This is a genomic window from Arthrobacter sp. 05L417 (assembly GCF_056397865.1).
Genome location: NZ_JBFTOG010000015.1, coordinates 34,999 through 47,784, shown reverse-complemented (window position 1 = coordinate 47,784; position 12,786 = coordinate 34,999). Strand labels below are relative to the sequence as shown.

The following is a 12,786-nucleotide window of genomic DNA, read 5'->3' as shown; positions in this document are numbered from 1 at the left end:
CATGAACCCTAGAAGGAGCGGCATGAGCACATCGGCCCATGTGGACACATTTACGCGGGACCACCTGCCGCCGGCCTCAACCTGGCCGGCATTGGAGTTCACCCTCCCCGAGCTCCAATACCCTGAACAGCTGAATGCGGCCGCAGTTCTCATCGATGAGGCTGTAACGCAATTCGGAGGCGAGCGACCGGCCCTCCGGACGCCGGACGGCACCGTATGGACCTACGCTGAATTGCAGCGCCGCTCCAACCAAGCCGCCCAGGTATTCACCGAAGATTTCGGCGTACTCCCTGGCAACCGCGTCATACTGCGCGGACCCAACAACCCTTGGCTCGTCGCCGCCTGGCTGGGTGTTCTCAAGGTTGGCGCAGTTGTCGTCACCACCATGCCGATGCTGCGGGCCTCAGAGGTGGCGACACTTATCCGGCTCACACGGCCGGTCCTCGCAGTCTCGGACTATCGCTTCATGGAAGACCTGGCCTCCGCATCCGAACGCGAACCTGTCAGCCTCCTGGCTTACGGCGGCACGGACGGAGCAGATTTCGTCCAGCGGTGCGCTGCCAAGAGCGGAACCTTCACGAACGTCGAAACCGCGGCGGACGACGTCGCCATTCTGGGTCCGACGTCGGGGACTACGGGAGACCCGAAAGTCACCATGCACTTTCACCGCGACATCCTCGCGATCGCCGACACGTTTGGCCGCCACATCCTCCAGCCAACCCAGGACGACGTGTTCGCCGGGTCTCCGCCAATCGCCTTCACGTTCGGGCTCGGTGGCCTGGTGGTGTTTCCCCTGCGGTTTGGCGCCTCCGCACTGCTGACGGAGCGGGCGGCTCCGGTGGAACTTGCGGAAAACGCGGCCGACGCCGGTGCCTCCATACTCTTCACGGCACCTACCGCGTATCGCGCCATCCTGAAGGCCGGCCGCGGTGAATTGCTTAGCCGCCTGCGCATCGCAGTGTCCGCCGGCGAACACCTGCCCAAAGAAACGTGGCAGGCCGTCTACGATGAAACCGGCGTCCGGCTCGTCAACGGCATCGGTGCCACGGAGATGCTGCACGTTTTCATCTCAGCACCCGGTGAGGACAGCAGGCCCGGGGCGACCGGCAAAGCCGTCCCTGGATTCCGGGCGGCCATCCTCGATGACAACGGCGCCGAACTGGGTCCTCACCAACCCGGCAGGCTGGCGGTGGTCGGCCCCACCGGGTGCCGCTACCTGGATGATCCGCGGCAGTCCAAGTACGTCTGGAACGGCTGGAACATCACCGGTGACACCTTCGTCCAGGACGAGGACGGCTTCTTCATATACCAGTCACGGTCGGACGACATGATCGTCTCCTCCGGGTATAACATCGGCGCCCCCGAAGTGGAGGCGGCCATCAACCAGCACCCGGACGTTCTGGAAAATGCCGTCGTCGCCCGCCCCGACCCGGACCGCGGAAGCGTTGTGTGCGCGTTCGTCGTCCTGCGTGAAGGCGTGGAGGCCGGTGAGGCCAAACGCAAGGAAATCCAGGACTTCGTCAAACTGACGATTGCCCCGTACAAATACCCGCGCGACATCCGCTTCGTGGATGAGCTGCCACGAAACCCGAGCGGAAAACTGCAGCATTTCCGGCTGCGGCAGTACCTCGAAAACGAGAACGACCAGCTGGCCGACGCGGCCGCAACCCAAGCCTAGAAGGGACCCGATCCATGAAGATCGCAATCGTCGGAGGCGGCCCCGGAGGCCTGTACTTCGCAGCACTGATGAAGCAGCTTGATCCTGCCCACGACATCACGCTCTGGGAACGCAACGCCGCCACGGACACATTCGGCTTCGGCGTCGTGTTTTCTGACGAGACGCTGGGCGGCATCGGAAACGCCGACCCCGTGGTGGCCGAATACATGAGTCGCCGCTTCGCACGCTGGTCGGATATCGACATCCACTTCCGCGGCGAAACCCTGACCGTTGGAGGCCAGGGATTCGCGGCCATGAGCCGGAAGGAGCTGCTGGAACTCCTGCAGCGCCGCTGCCTCGAACTTGGGGTGGACGTGCGGTTCAGCACACTCGCCCCGCCCATCCACGAGCTCGAAGCCGGCTACGACCTGGTGCTCGCTTCGGACGGTGTGAATTCGCAGATCAGAGCCACATACGCCGACTCGTTCCGCCCCAAGCTCGATCCCCGGGCCAACAAATTCATGTGGCTGGGCACCGACCTGGTCTTCGAAGCCTTCAAGTTCTTCGTCAAAGAAACCGACTACGGCGTCATGCAGATTCACGGCTACCCCTACTCTGACGAAGGATCCACGTTCATCGTCGAAATGTCTCCCGACGTGTGGGAGGCGGCCGGCTTCGACGAAACCGCCAGCGAGGTTTTCCCGCCCGGTGTCTCCGATGAAAAGGCCATCGAGAAGATCCGCCGCATCTTCGCCGACGAGCTGGAAGGCCACGAAGTCCTGGCGAACAACTCCAAATGGCTGAACTTCACCACGGTGCGGAACAGCAGCTGGCGCCACGGCAACATCGTCCTGCTCGGCGACGCGGCCCACACCGCGCACTTCTCCATCGGTTCCGGAACCAAGCTCGCCATGGAAGACGCCTTGGCCCTGGCAGCCTGCCTTCATGAACACTCTGACCTCGAGTCCGCACTGTCCGCCTACGAGGTGGAGCGGCGGCCCGTCGTCGAATCCACCCAGCGGGCCGCCCAGGCCTCGCTTGAATGGTTCGAAAGGATCGGCCAATACAGGAACCAGGGCCCCACCCAGTTTGCGTTCAACCTGCTCACCCGATCCCGCCGCATCACCCAGGAAAACCTACGGCTCCGCGACCCCGAATTCGCCCACGACGTAGACCGGAACTTCGCCCAACTCCAGGGACTGCCGACCGTCGCCCCGGCCATGTTCCAGCCGTACCGCATCGGAGAGCTGGAACTGAAGAACCGGATCGTGGTCTCTCCGATGGACATGTACTCCGCTACCGACGGGATCCCCGGGGACTTCCACATGGTGCATCTGGGGTCCAAGGCACTCGGTGGAGCAGGGCTGGTCATGACGGAAATGGTCTGCGTCTCCGCCGAAGGCCGTATCACCCCCGGCTGCTCCGGCCTCTACACCGACGGCCAACGGGACAGCTGGAAATCCATCGTTGACTTTGTCCACGCGCGGTCGACGGCGAAAATCGGTGTCCAGCTCGGACATTCCGGCCGCAAGGGATCCACGCGCCTGATGTGGGAGGGCATCGACGAGCCACTGGAGACAGGGAACTGGGAGCCGGTCGGGCCATCTGCGCTACCCTACGGCCCGGGAAACCAGATCCCCCGCGAGATCGACCGGGCCGAAATGGAAAGTGTCAAGGCTGACTTCGTGGAGTCCGCACACCGGGCCGCCGAGGCCGATTTCGATCTCCTGGAAGTTCACGCGGCGCACGGCTACCTGCTCTCGTCATTCCTCTCTCCGATCTCCAACCGCAGGACCGACAAGTACGGAGGCAGCCTCGAGAACAGATTGCGCTTCCCCCTGGAGGTCTTCGACGCTGTTCGGAAGGTCTGGCCTGCCCACAAGCCGATGACCGTCCGCGTTTCGGCGACCGACTGGATCGAAGGAGGCAACACCTCCGATGATTCACTGGCCATAGCCAAGGCCTTTATCGCCCACGGCGCTGCCGGCATAGATGTCTCCACCGGACAGATCGCCAAGGAGGAGAAGCCGGCCTTCGGCCGCAGCTACCAGACGCCTTTCGCGGACCGCATCCGACAGGAAGTCGCCGAGCCCGCGGGAGCGGCCGTCATCGCCGTCGGCGCCATTTCCACGTACGACGACGTCAATTCGGTCCTGCTCGCGGGCCGCGCCGATCTCGTGGCCCTCGGGCGCACACACTTGTACGACCCGCAGTGGACACTGCATGCAGCTGCCGAGCAGGAATACCAAGGCGACGGAGCAGACTGGGTTCCGCAGTTCAGGGCCGGACGCCGGAAGCCGCCGAGCAGCCGCACCGATGCAGTCCGCCCCCGGCTCTCCCTGCTCAGGGAACTGGATACGGATGTGCAGACTACGTCACACCTGCGCTGGACGCCAGCTGCCCTCGCACCGGAAGGCGTCCTGGCCCCCTGACGGCTTGGGAGTAACCTGGGCCGCGGACGACTCAAGGCTCGGGTAGGGCCGGGTGCCGCCAGGAGGCGGACCCGGCTACTTTCCACCCCGGGGTGCGTTAGCCGTTGCCGCTATGAGGTGCCTGACGGTTGGCCTCTCGATGCTCAGGGCTTCTGCCTGCGCCTGAACGGCCTGATCGGCGGCGGTATTCCTTTCCTGGTGTTGGCGCAGGTGACCCTCCCAGGAACGAATCAGAAACTTCTCGACGAAACGGCCGGGGGCGTTGCCATCGGCAAAGAGCCCCCATTGCATTGCGCCGGAGCGTTGTTGTGCCTCGCCGACCTTGCACATCAGCGAGGTGAAGGAATCAATATCTTCCGCAGCGACCTGATAGGTCTTCAGGACCATGACCGGGCCGTCTGAGGGGTCGGGTTCAAAGGCCAGTGCGGGTTCGGGCCAATGCGCCGAGGGCGTGAGGTCGAGCTGGCCAATAGTCGGCGGCAGCGGCCAGGTTGCCACCGACATGGCACAAATACCCAACAGAATGGCGGATACGATCAACGCCCAGACGGTGTCCGTCAGCCCGGCAACGCCTCCCCAAAGTAGCGACCCGACCGCCTGGCCACCCATGAAGACAACCATGTATGCGGCCAGGCCCCGTGCGCGCACCCAGTTGGGGAGCATCAGCTGCATCGACGAATTCAAGGTGGAGAGCACCACCAGCCAGGCGGTCCCCGCAAGAATAAGGACGAGCGCGACCACGATCACGGAGGGGACCAAGGCTAGCCCCACCGTCGCGCCACCGAAAACGATCGCTGAGGCCGCCATCAGCTCGTTGGCGCTGAACCGCATCCTGAGCCGGGAAAGGCCGAATGCGCCAAGCACCGCACCCAGCCCAAGTGCACCTAGAAGACCACCGTAGCCCGCCGACTCCAGGTGCAGGGCGCCGTGAGCAACAACGGGCAGCAGCGCCCAAAGGGCACTGGCCGGAACGATGAACAACACCGACCGCAGAAGGATTCGCCGCACCGCGGGGGCGTTGCGGATAAATCTCAGGCCGGAGCCCAACGCAGCAACGGGGCGTTCCATCGGCAGGGCCTGTGCGGCCGGCTTTTTCTCACGCCAGGCAATGAGGACCACAACGACCCCTATGAAAGAGAGCGCGTTGAGCCCGAACACCAGGGTCGGGCCCGATACCGACACCAGCACCCCGGCTATTGCCGGACCCACGGCGCGCCCGACGTTGACGTTCATACTGCCCAGCGCTGCAGCCGCTGGAATCTGCGCCCTTGGCACTAGACTCGGCTGGATCGCCTGCCAGGCCGGAGCAGTCAGGGCCTGACCACATCCCATGAGGAACAAAAGCACCAACACCACCACCGGAGTGGTCACCCCGGCCCAGGTGAGGACCGCCAGAAGGCCGGCCGTCAGGGCCATCGCCGTCTGCACCGAAATGAGCAAATGACGTCGGTCGAGCAGGTCGGCAAGGACGCCGGAAGGCAGGGACAGCAGCATCACCGGCAGCGTGGTCGCGACTTGCACCAGGGAAACCAGGACGGCCGCATTCGGTTCATTGACCAGCATCCACTGAGCGCCTACAGTTTGCATCCAAGTGCCCACATTGGAGCCAAGCTGAGCGAACCAGAGGCCCCGGAAGATCGCCGAGGCCATCGGCGCCCAGGTGGACGGCTCGGTGCCCTGGCGTATCTGGTCAGCCATCGACTCCACCTGCCTCAGTTGCCACGTCCGTCTGCCGTACCTTTCAAAGATTAATCATGTGTCCTGTGAGCCCGTGGAAGGTTTCCTGCAGGGCCTCGCTGAGGGTCGGATGAGTGTGGACGTTCCGTGCCAGTTCAGTGGCAGTGAGATCCCACTTCTGGGCCAACGTGAGCTCGGGCAGCAACTCAGAGACATCCGGCCCTATGAGATGGCCGCCCAGCAGTTCACCGTGCTGCGTTTCGGCGATCAGTTTGACGAAGCCCGTGGGCCCTCCCAAGCCGTGCGCTTTGCCGTTGGCCGTGAACGGGAATGTGGTGACCTTGATGTCTCGGCCTTCGTCGCGGGCCTGCTGTTCGGTAAGGCCGAAGCTGGCCACCTGCGGCTGGCAGAATGTGGCGCGCGGCATCATGCGGTAGTCGCCCAAGGGCATGGTCTCCGCTCCGGCGATGGTTTCGGCAGCTACAACGCCCTGTGCCTCGGCGACATGGGCGAGCTGAAGCTTGGCCGTCACATCGCCGATCGCGTAGATGTGCGGAACATTGGTCCGCATGTAGTCGTCAATGGCGATCGCCCTTCGGTCGGTTGTTAGAGCCACCCCCGTGCTTTCCAGTCCGAAGCCGCTGACGTTCGCGGCAAACCCGATCGAAACCAGCACCTTGTCCGTCCGGAGGCTTCCGGCCGCACCGTCGCGGCCGGTGTAGGTGACAGTGACTGATGATCCCTCATCCAGCACCGTTTCCACCTTCGTCGAGGTGAGGATTGGGACGCCCAGCTTCTTGTACTGCTTGAATATTTCCTTGGAAACGTCCGCGTCTTCGGTCGGGAGCGCTCGGTCCAAGAACTCGATGATCGTTACGTCGACCCCGTAGTTGCGCAGGACGTAGGCGAACTCCATGCCAATGGCCCCGGCGCCGACTATCACGATGGATCGGGGCAGCTCCCGGTCCAGAATCTGCTCCTCATATGTCACGACATTCGCGCTTGCCACGACCCCTGGCAGCATTCGGACCGTTGATCCGGTGGCGATGATGGCGTGGTCGAAGGTGAGGGTCTCGGTTCCCCCGGTGTTCAGGTCCACGTCCATGCTGTGGGCGTCCGTGAAGGATCCGGAGCCGTCGTATTCGGTGATCCCGTTCTTCTTCATCAGGAAATGCACGCCCCTGACACGTCCATCGGCAACCTGTCGGCTTCGGTCGAAGGCGGCGCCAAAGTCAAAGGACACGTCCCCTATGATTCCGAACATTTCCGCCTGGGTATTGAATATATGTGCAAGCTCCGCGTTGCGCAGCAGGGCCTTCGATGGGATACAGCCGACATTCAGGCACACGCCGCCCCAGTACTTCTTCTCGACCACCGCCACCCGCAGACCAAGCTGCGCGGCACGAATCGCCGCGACATAGCCGCCGGGGCCAGCCCCGAGAATCACGACGTCGAAGTGTTCACTCATGACAACCAACTCTCCTTGGGTTCGGGCGCGCGTAGCCCACCGATGACAGCAGATTCAGCATAGTTGCGATATGTCCCGCGCAACCGTGAAATTCTCTTCCCCGCCCCGGCAGCATTACATGTGCGCCTCCTGCTGCGGGACGTTGACGATAGTGAACCCGGGGTAGAGGCTTGGAACCAGCGCAGCTCTGGATGACGCACACAACTACACGGCGACATTCCTCCATCAACATCTCCTGCACGAAAGGCGCTCCCCAAATGACTAGCGAGCCTCGCCGCGATCCACTCACCGACGGACTTCTCACCCCGGAAAACTCCGCCCTCCTCGTCATCGACTACCAGCCAACACAAGTGCAGTCGATCAACTCGATCGACAGGGCACAACTCATCCGAAACATCGCTACGACGGTAAAGCTCGCTCGCACATTCGATATTCCGATCGTCTTATCGACGGTAAACGTGGCCACTGGTCGAAACAAGGGCACTATCCCAGCCCTCGCCGACTTACTGACCGGCGTGCCCTCGTTGGACAGAACATCAATCAACGCGTGGGAGGATGTGGCATTTCGAGCGGCAGTCAGCGCGACCGCGCGAAAGAAGCTGATCATAGCCGCGCTTTGGACCGAAGCATGCCTCACCTTCCCCACCCTCGATGCGCTGCGCGAGGGCTTTGAGGTCTTTCCAGTCGTTGACGCGGTCGGTGGCACTTCGGTCATCGCCCACGAAACAGCGATCACGCGCGTCACACGGGCTGGCGCCCAGCCGGTCAGCATTGCCCAGCTGGCCTGCGAGCTGCAGCGGGACTGGAATCGAACCGACACGGTCCAGGCGTTCGTCGACGAACTCACTGAAGCAGGCATCTTCCTCAAGCTGGGTTAGGAGACCGTTGAAATAGGGCGCATTTGACGTCGTTGGCGGTACCGAAGGTGTGCGGGCGCGGCGGATCGCGAAGGGTCAGGCGTCGACGCGGACCAGCCGCAAGACGAGGGTCCGGTCCGGGTGGAAGGCGGGCAGGTCGAGACCCGCCTCCCGGACAAGGCTCCCAGAGTAGGACGGGGCCTCGGCGACGGAGTCGAGACCGGCGGTCTCGTCTAGCCAGTACGGGCTCAGCCACGAGGGGCCGAGCGAGCCTGGGCGGGCGGACTCGACGCGGTACCGTGCCTCTGCCAAAAGTCCTGGCAGGCGGACCCGACGTCGCGAATCCGCGGACAGCGGCGGCGTCACGATTGTGTAGATCGCCTCCGAGCCGTCGGTGGCAACGACACCGCGCAAGGCCGGCCCGTCAGGGTCAAAGTCGCCGTCGGCGACGACCCGGCCGGTGCTGATGAGTTCCCGATGCTCCTGATATGCGGAGATCCAGCGGGCCGCCGCGAACCTCAGCACTGGGGGCTCGCTCGACGCGGCCGTGACGATACGCAATGACGGCGATAACACCGTAGAGGTCGACCAGCTCTACGCGGCCTTCCCGTCGGCCCCCGTAGTTCGCCCGGCCGTACAACTCATCGGGTACGCACGGATCCCGATCGGGTCCGGTGAATCGCGGACGGTCTCCTTCCGCGTGGACGCTGCCCGGCTCGCGATCACCGGCGAAGACGGGGCGCTCGGAGCCGACCCCGGCCCGTTGCGGCTCATCGCTGGCCCGTCGGCTGCCGAGGCCGCGGTGACGGCCGAGGTGGCTATCATCGGCGAGCGGCGACTGCTTGCGGAGCGCGTGCTGCGCACACCATGGTCGATCGGCGGCCCGATCAACTGACCGCGCAGGAATAACAGGTATTTTTTCCGTCAAATTCATAATTATTGACATAGTTGTCATATAATGATTGTTTCGGCGACGCTCGCCAGCACGAACGTCAATGCAGCCAATCGTGAAGGGGACACCGATGCCTGGCCAATTCGAACTTGTAGACGCTGAACCGCGAGGGGTCCGGATAAACCTCGTCAATTCCGCCGGGGAAACCCTGGCAAAGTCGGAGGCGTACGAAGACATGGCGACAGCAGCCGCCGCCGTCAGGGACATCCGGGAACAGGCGGCCACGGCGCATGTTGTGGACTGCACAACTAAATCCCATTCCCGACAGTCGTGACGAGCGGTCAAGGAAGGTCACAGTGAACATTAGAGATGAGTGGGACCGGCTCGATTCCGAGACCCGGACATGGCTTCTGGAAAATCCGGCAAGTCTGCTCCTGCCCCCGGCAATGTCGGCGAAATTCCGCAAAGACCCGTGCGGGGACATTGAGTTTGACCCGAAAGGACAGGTGGTGCTGTCCAGAGATGACCATGACTTCATCCGGGGGAAAGCTGAAGCCGCCGGAACAATCCGCGCCCCCATGGGGGAATACCGATTCTTCGACACAGCACCTTTGCCTGTTATCAGAAAAGGGCAATGAATCTCCCCGTTCCCGAGAGCTTGACCGACGGCTTGAGCACTTGGCCGGCCAGGAGCTAACGATGGGGCCAGATGAGCAACTGCCACTATCGGTGGGGGCGGTGTCCCGCAAGAATAATGCGAATCAGGGACAGTGGTGTGACACTGATAAGTGCCACGCCGGCGCCCGCCACGATGGAATTCACTACAGCTATGGCCGTAGACATCGTGAAGAAGACGCCGCGCCAGGATCCTCGGCTTTCGATCTCAAGTAGCTCATTCAGTGCGTGTTGTCCGTGTGGAACGGGAAAGAATTCATCGGCCCCAGGGAGAATGCGGGCGTAATACCTGCGAATACGCTGCATCGAGTTCAAAGCGGCGACGTCTTCCAATGAAGTCTGGACCAGCCGCTCGTAGGTGAAGAGGCCCAGCACAACGACCACGGGAATGACGACAGCGAGAAAATGGAAGGCGACAGAAGACTGTGCAAGGAAGCCATACGCGACCAGCGAACTCGACAGTGTCATCAAGTACAGCGAAGCTCTGCTGCCGGACTCGGCAACGGTTATTCCCCTGGCAGACTCCAGCACGAAATGCTCAGTCAGTAGCGCGCTAAGGAAAGCTTGGGACCGGTCAGGTAAAGCGTGAACCGAATCCCCTTCTGCTCATGTTGGGCCCACTAATTCCGGTTCATCCTCTCAGTCAAAACCGTATCGAGATTTTCGTTTATCTGCTGGCTTCTTCCAGCCACTGTCTTGCGGCTTCGAGATCGGCGTGCGCGATGCCGTGTCCGCCGGGACGCAGGACCTGTTTTACATCGGAGCCGTTTTGGTGGAGGGCGGCGATGAGTGTCCTGACGCTGGGAAGCGGGGCCATGGGGTCGGACTCGCCGTTTAGGATCAGCAGCCTGCTGCCACTGAGGTCGGTCGCATTTTCCCGGTCCCCAAAGGGGTACATGCCGGAAAATGCGATGACCTGATCCAGGGTCTGGGGGTACAGGATGGCTGCGGCCAAGGCAATGTTGGCACCGTTTGAGAAGCCGACTGCTATCACGGGCCTGTTGCCGAATCCGTAGTGTTCTCGGGCGGCGTCCAGGAAGACTGCCAGATCTGTTGCCCTTGCGATGACGTCGTCGACGTCAAAGAGCCCTTCGCCGTGGCGCCGGAACCATCGGAGCATGCCGTGCTCCTGCACCTGGCCGCGGGGTGCGAGTACGCCGGCGTCGGGTTGGAGTTCGGCGGCGAGGGAGGCGATCTCGTGCTCGTTGCCGCCGGTGCCGTGCAGCATCAGCAGCACTGGGGTCCCTGCCTCGCCGGGGCTGAAAAGATGCGGCCGGCCGGTGACGATGCTGGTTTGAGTGCTCATCGGCGAACTACCGTCCAGCCAGGGCGGGGTTGTTCTCGGCCGGCAATTCGATGCGTGCCACGGAATGTTCGATGGCCTCGCGGGAGGGCTCGAGCCACGGCGGCAGCTTCAGGGAGCGGCCGAGTTCGAGGAGCGGTTCGTCGACGTCGAAGCCGGGGGTGTCGGTTGCGATTTCGTAAAGCACGCCGCCGGGTTCGCGGAAGTAGATGGAGGTGAAGTACTGGCGGTCCAGGATGTCCGTGACGTGGAAACCGCGTCCGACCAGTTCCTGGCGCCAGTTCTCCTGGGTCGCGGCGTCAGGGACCCTGAAGGCGATGTGGTGCACGGTGCCGCCTGCGGTGAGACCGGGCTGGGCTTTGGGGTCGGCGATGACGTCGATGAGGTTTCCGGGACCGCCGTTGCCGGCCGCCAGTCGGGTGCGGTTACCGGAGGTGCCGACCAGGTGCAGGCCAAGGTCCTCGGTCAGCACGGCCACGGTCTTGTCCGGGTCGGCCACGGTGAGCACAGAGGAGTGCTGGCCGCGCACGGCATACTCGGCGGGCACGGAGGCGGAATCCCAGGGGTTCCGGGGATCGCTGGTGGAGGATGCGACCAGATCCAGCTGCAGCCCGTCCGGATCCCGCAGGGAGAGGCGCTCTTCGTCGGCAGACTCACGGGTGATTGTGGATTCGACGCCGAGTGCCTTGAAATGCTCCTGCCACCAGCCCAGCGTGCCTTCCGGGATCGAGAACGCGGTGGAGGTCGACTGTCCTGCCCCGATGCGGCCGGGAGCGATGCCCCGCCACGGGAAGAATGTCATGAGGGTGCCGGGTCGGCCGGACTCGTCGCCGTAGTACAAGTGGTAGGTGGACGGATCATCGAAGTTGACCGTCTTCTTCACCATGCGCAGGCCTAGGCCCCTTATATAGAAGTCGATGTTGGCCTGCGGATCGCCGGCGATAGCTGTGACGTGGTGCAAGCCTGAGGTATTCGCGGTCATGTTGACCCCTCCTGTTCGGACTGATCCGGTCAGGAAGCCCCCGGCCGGTGATGTATATGCAAATGCATCTATCGAGAAAATTATTTCCTAGGAAGATAAATTCGTCAAGGCGGCAAGATAGTGCTGAGCAAGTAGGTTCCACGGAAGTAGCTTCTCTGGCGCAGTATCATTGGGAACGGAAAGGATTGGACATGACGGAGCATGCGGAAGCGGTGGCCGGCCGGAATCTTGATCCGGTCACCCAGTGGGGGCTGGTTATCGAAGGCTTCCAGATCACGAACAGGAAGCTGCACCGGGCGGTGGCCGCCGCTTTCTCCCTGGATCCAGCCGAAGCCGAGACGCTGCTGCGCCTCACCCGCAGCCCCGAGCGCAGGATGTCCATGGCGGCGCTGGCTCGTGAGGCGGCCTTCAGTACGGGCGGGTTTACCAAGATCGCGGACCGCCTGGCCAAACGCGACCTGGTCGTCCGAACCCCTTGCGCCGACGACCGAAGGGTGGTCTATCTCGAACTGACCGCGGCCGGCGTTAAGTTGGCCGACGAACTCCAGAACCTGGTTGCGGACATCGTCCGCAAAACCTACATCGACGTTCTCGGGGCCGATAGGGCGGCAGTGGTCGCCGAAGCCATGGCCGAATTGCGCGAAGCCAACTCCACCTTGTAGGTTCTCGGCCGCCCCTGCGCGCAGGAGGCTCGAACGTGTCCCGCGGCGGTCGTCGCCCGGCCCCTGAGGTAGAAACCAGGGAGGCCTGCCACTAGAAAGCTTTCCAGCAAATTATTTGCCGAAAAGAATCTTCTCAGTTGACAAGCGCCGAGGGTATGGCGATAGTTATATGCATACGCAT

13 protein-coding genes are annotated in these 12,786 nt (G+C 62.9%); 7 read left to right on the top strand and 6 right to left on the bottom strand.

Features of this window, described 5'->3' with window-relative positions; translation table 11 throughout:
* Positions 1-22 precede the first annotated feature (22 nt).
* Positions 23-1,678 carry an AMP-binding protein gene (locus AC1DJW_RS13025; RefSeq protein ID WP_476901594.1) on the top strand — a complete coding sequence of 552 codons (1,656 nt, stop codon included), beginning with the start codon at positions 23-25 and terminating at the stop codon, positions 1,676-1,678.
* Positions 1,679-1,692: 14 nt separating this feature from the next.
* Positions 1,693-4,089 carry a bifunctional salicylyl-CoA 5-hydroxylase/oxidoreductase gene (locus AC1DJW_RS13020; protein ID WP_476901593.1) on the top strand — a complete coding sequence of 799 codons (2,397 nt, stop codon included), beginning with the start codon at positions 1,693-1,695 and terminating at the stop codon, positions 4,087-4,089.
* A 75-nt stretch (positions 4,090-4,164) separates the two neighbouring features.
* Here the strand turns inward: AC1DJW_RS13020 and AC1DJW_RS13015 are convergent, their stop codons facing one another.
* Both AC1DJW_RS13015 and lpdA read right to left on the bottom strand, forming a co-directional pair.
* Positions 4,165-5,787 carry an MFS transporter gene (locus tag AC1DJW_RS13015; protein WP_459341849.1) on the bottom strand — a complete coding sequence of 541 codons (1,623 nt, stop codon included), beginning with the start codon at positions 5,785-5,787 and terminating at the stop codon, positions 4,165-4,167.
* A gap of 43 nt (positions 5,788-5,830) precedes the next feature.
* A complete protein-coding gene (gene lpdA / locus AC1DJW_RS13010) occupies positions 5,831-7,234 on the bottom strand; it encodes a dihydrolipoyl dehydrogenase (RefSeq protein ID WP_390280423.1) in 1,404 nt (467 codons plus the stop codon).
* A 257-nt stretch (positions 7,235-7,491) separates the two neighbouring features.
* Here lpdA and AC1DJW_RS13005 point away from each other — a divergent pair, with 257 nt between their 5' ends.
* Positions 7,492-8,112 (top strand): hydrolase, encoded by a 621-nt coding sequence (locus tag AC1DJW_RS13005; RefSeq protein ID WP_459341847.1) that lies wholly within the window; start codon positions 7,492-7,494, stop codon positions 8,110-8,112.
* 75 nt (positions 8,113-8,187) lie between these two features.
* Here AC1DJW_RS13005 and AC1DJW_RS13000 read toward each other — a convergent pair whose 3' ends face one another.
* A complete protein-coding gene (locus tag AC1DJW_RS13000; protein WP_476901592.1) occupies positions 8,188-8,652 on the bottom strand; it encodes a GH36 C-terminal domain-containing protein in 465 nt (154 codons plus the stop codon).
* Here AC1DJW_RS13000 and AC1DJW_RS12995 point away from each other — a divergent pair.
* The 3 genes from AC1DJW_RS12995 (at position 8,639) to AC1DJW_RS12985 (ending at position 9,621) form a co-directional block, all read left to right on the top strand.
* A complete protein-coding gene (locus AC1DJW_RS12995) occupies positions 8,639-8,986 on the top strand; it encodes a fibronectin type III-like domain-contianing protein (protein WP_390280417.1) in 348 nt (115 codons plus the stop codon). The genes AC1DJW_RS13000 and AC1DJW_RS12995 overlap by 14 nt on opposite strands.
* A gap of 100 nt (positions 8,987-9,086) precedes the next feature.
* Entirely contained in the window at positions 9,087-9,317 is a 231-nt protein-coding gene (locus tag AC1DJW_RS12990) for a DUF1508 domain-containing protein (RefSeq protein ID WP_390280415.1), read from the top strand.
* Positions 9,274-9,621, top strand: coding sequence for a hypothetical protein (locus tag AC1DJW_RS12985; protein WP_460455360.1), 348 nt, complete (start codon positions 9,274-9,276; stop codon positions 9,619-9,621). The genes AC1DJW_RS12990 and AC1DJW_RS12985 overlap by 44 nt, the downstream gene beginning before the upstream one ends.
* An 85-nt stretch (positions 9,622-9,706) precedes the next feature.
* Here the strand turns inward: AC1DJW_RS12985 and AC1DJW_RS12980 are convergent, their stop codons facing one another.
* The 3 genes from AC1DJW_RS12980 to AC1DJW_RS12970 form a co-directional block, all read right to left on the bottom strand.
* The gene (locus AC1DJW_RS12980) at positions 9,707-10,126 is read right to left on the bottom strand and encodes a hypothetical protein (protein WP_476901591.1); all 420 of its coding nucleotides are present in this window, start codon (positions 10,124-10,126) and stop codon (positions 9,707-9,709) included.
* 199 nt (positions 10,127-10,325) lie between these two features.
* The gene (locus tag AC1DJW_RS12975) at positions 10,326-10,964 is read right to left on the bottom strand and encodes an alpha/beta hydrolase (protein WP_476901590.1); all 639 of its coding nucleotides are present in this window, start codon (positions 10,962-10,964) and stop codon (positions 10,326-10,328) included.
* 7 nt (positions 10,965-10,971) lie between these two features.
* Complete coding sequence (locus AC1DJW_RS12970) at positions 10,972-11,943, bottom strand: ring-cleaving dioxygenase (protein WP_390280409.1); 972 nt, start codon at positions 11,941-11,943, stop codon at positions 10,972-10,974.
* 191 nt (positions 11,944-12,134) lie between these two features.
* Here AC1DJW_RS12970 and AC1DJW_RS12965 point away from each other — a divergent pair, with 191 nt between their 5' ends.
* Positions 12,135-12,605, top strand: coding sequence for a MarR family winged helix-turn-helix transcriptional regulator (locus AC1DJW_RS12965; RefSeq protein WP_459341842.1), 471 nt, complete (start codon positions 12,135-12,137; stop codon positions 12,603-12,605).
* The last annotated feature ends 181 nt before the right edge of the window (positions 12,606-12,786 follow it).

Excerpts from the sequence above, each read along its gene's own strand:
- AC1DJW_RS12985 (WP_460455360.1), top strand. The coding sequence starts at position 9,274 with ATGTTGTGGACTGCACAACTAAATCCCATTCCCGACAGTCGTGACGAG.
- AC1DJW_RS12980 (WP_476901591.1), bottom strand. The coding sequence starts at position 10,126 with ATGACACTGTCGAGTTCGCTGGTCGCGTATGGCTTCCTTGCACAGTCT.
- AC1DJW_RS13015 (WP_459341849.1), bottom strand. The coding sequence starts at position 5,787 with ATGGCTGACCAGATACGCCAGGGCACCGAGCCGTCCACCTGGGCGCCG.
- AC1DJW_RS12970 (WP_390280409.1), bottom strand. The coding sequence starts at position 11,943 with ATGACCGCGAATACCTCAGGCTTGCACCACGTCACAGCTATCGCCGGC.
- AC1DJW_RS13005 (WP_459341847.1), top strand. The coding sequence starts at position 7,492 with ATGACTAGCGAGCCTCGCCGCGATCCACTCACCGACGGACTTCTCACC.
- AC1DJW_RS13025 (WP_476901594.1), top strand. The coding sequence starts at position 23 with ATGAGCACATCGGCCCATGTGGACACATTTACGCGGGACCACCTGCCG.
- AC1DJW_RS12990 (WP_390280415.1), top strand. The coding sequence starts at position 9,087 with ATGCAGCCAATCGTGAAGGGGACACCGATGCCTGGCCAATTCGAACTT.
- AC1DJW_RS13020 (WP_476901593.1), top strand. The coding sequence starts at position 1,693 with ATGAAGATCGCAATCGTCGGAGGCGGCCCCGGAGGCCTGTACTTCGCA.
- AC1DJW_RS12965 (WP_459341842.1), top strand. The coding sequence starts at position 12,135 with ATGACGGAGCATGCGGAAGCGGTGGCCGGCCGGAATCTTGATCCGGTC.
- lpdA (WP_390280423.1), bottom strand. The coding sequence starts at position 7,234 with ATGAGTGAACACTTCGACGTCGTGATTCTCGGGGCTGGCCCCGGCGGC.
- AC1DJW_RS12975 (WP_476901590.1), bottom strand. The coding sequence starts at position 10,964 with ATGAGCACTCAAACCAGCATCGTCACCGGCCGGCCGCATCTTTTCAGC.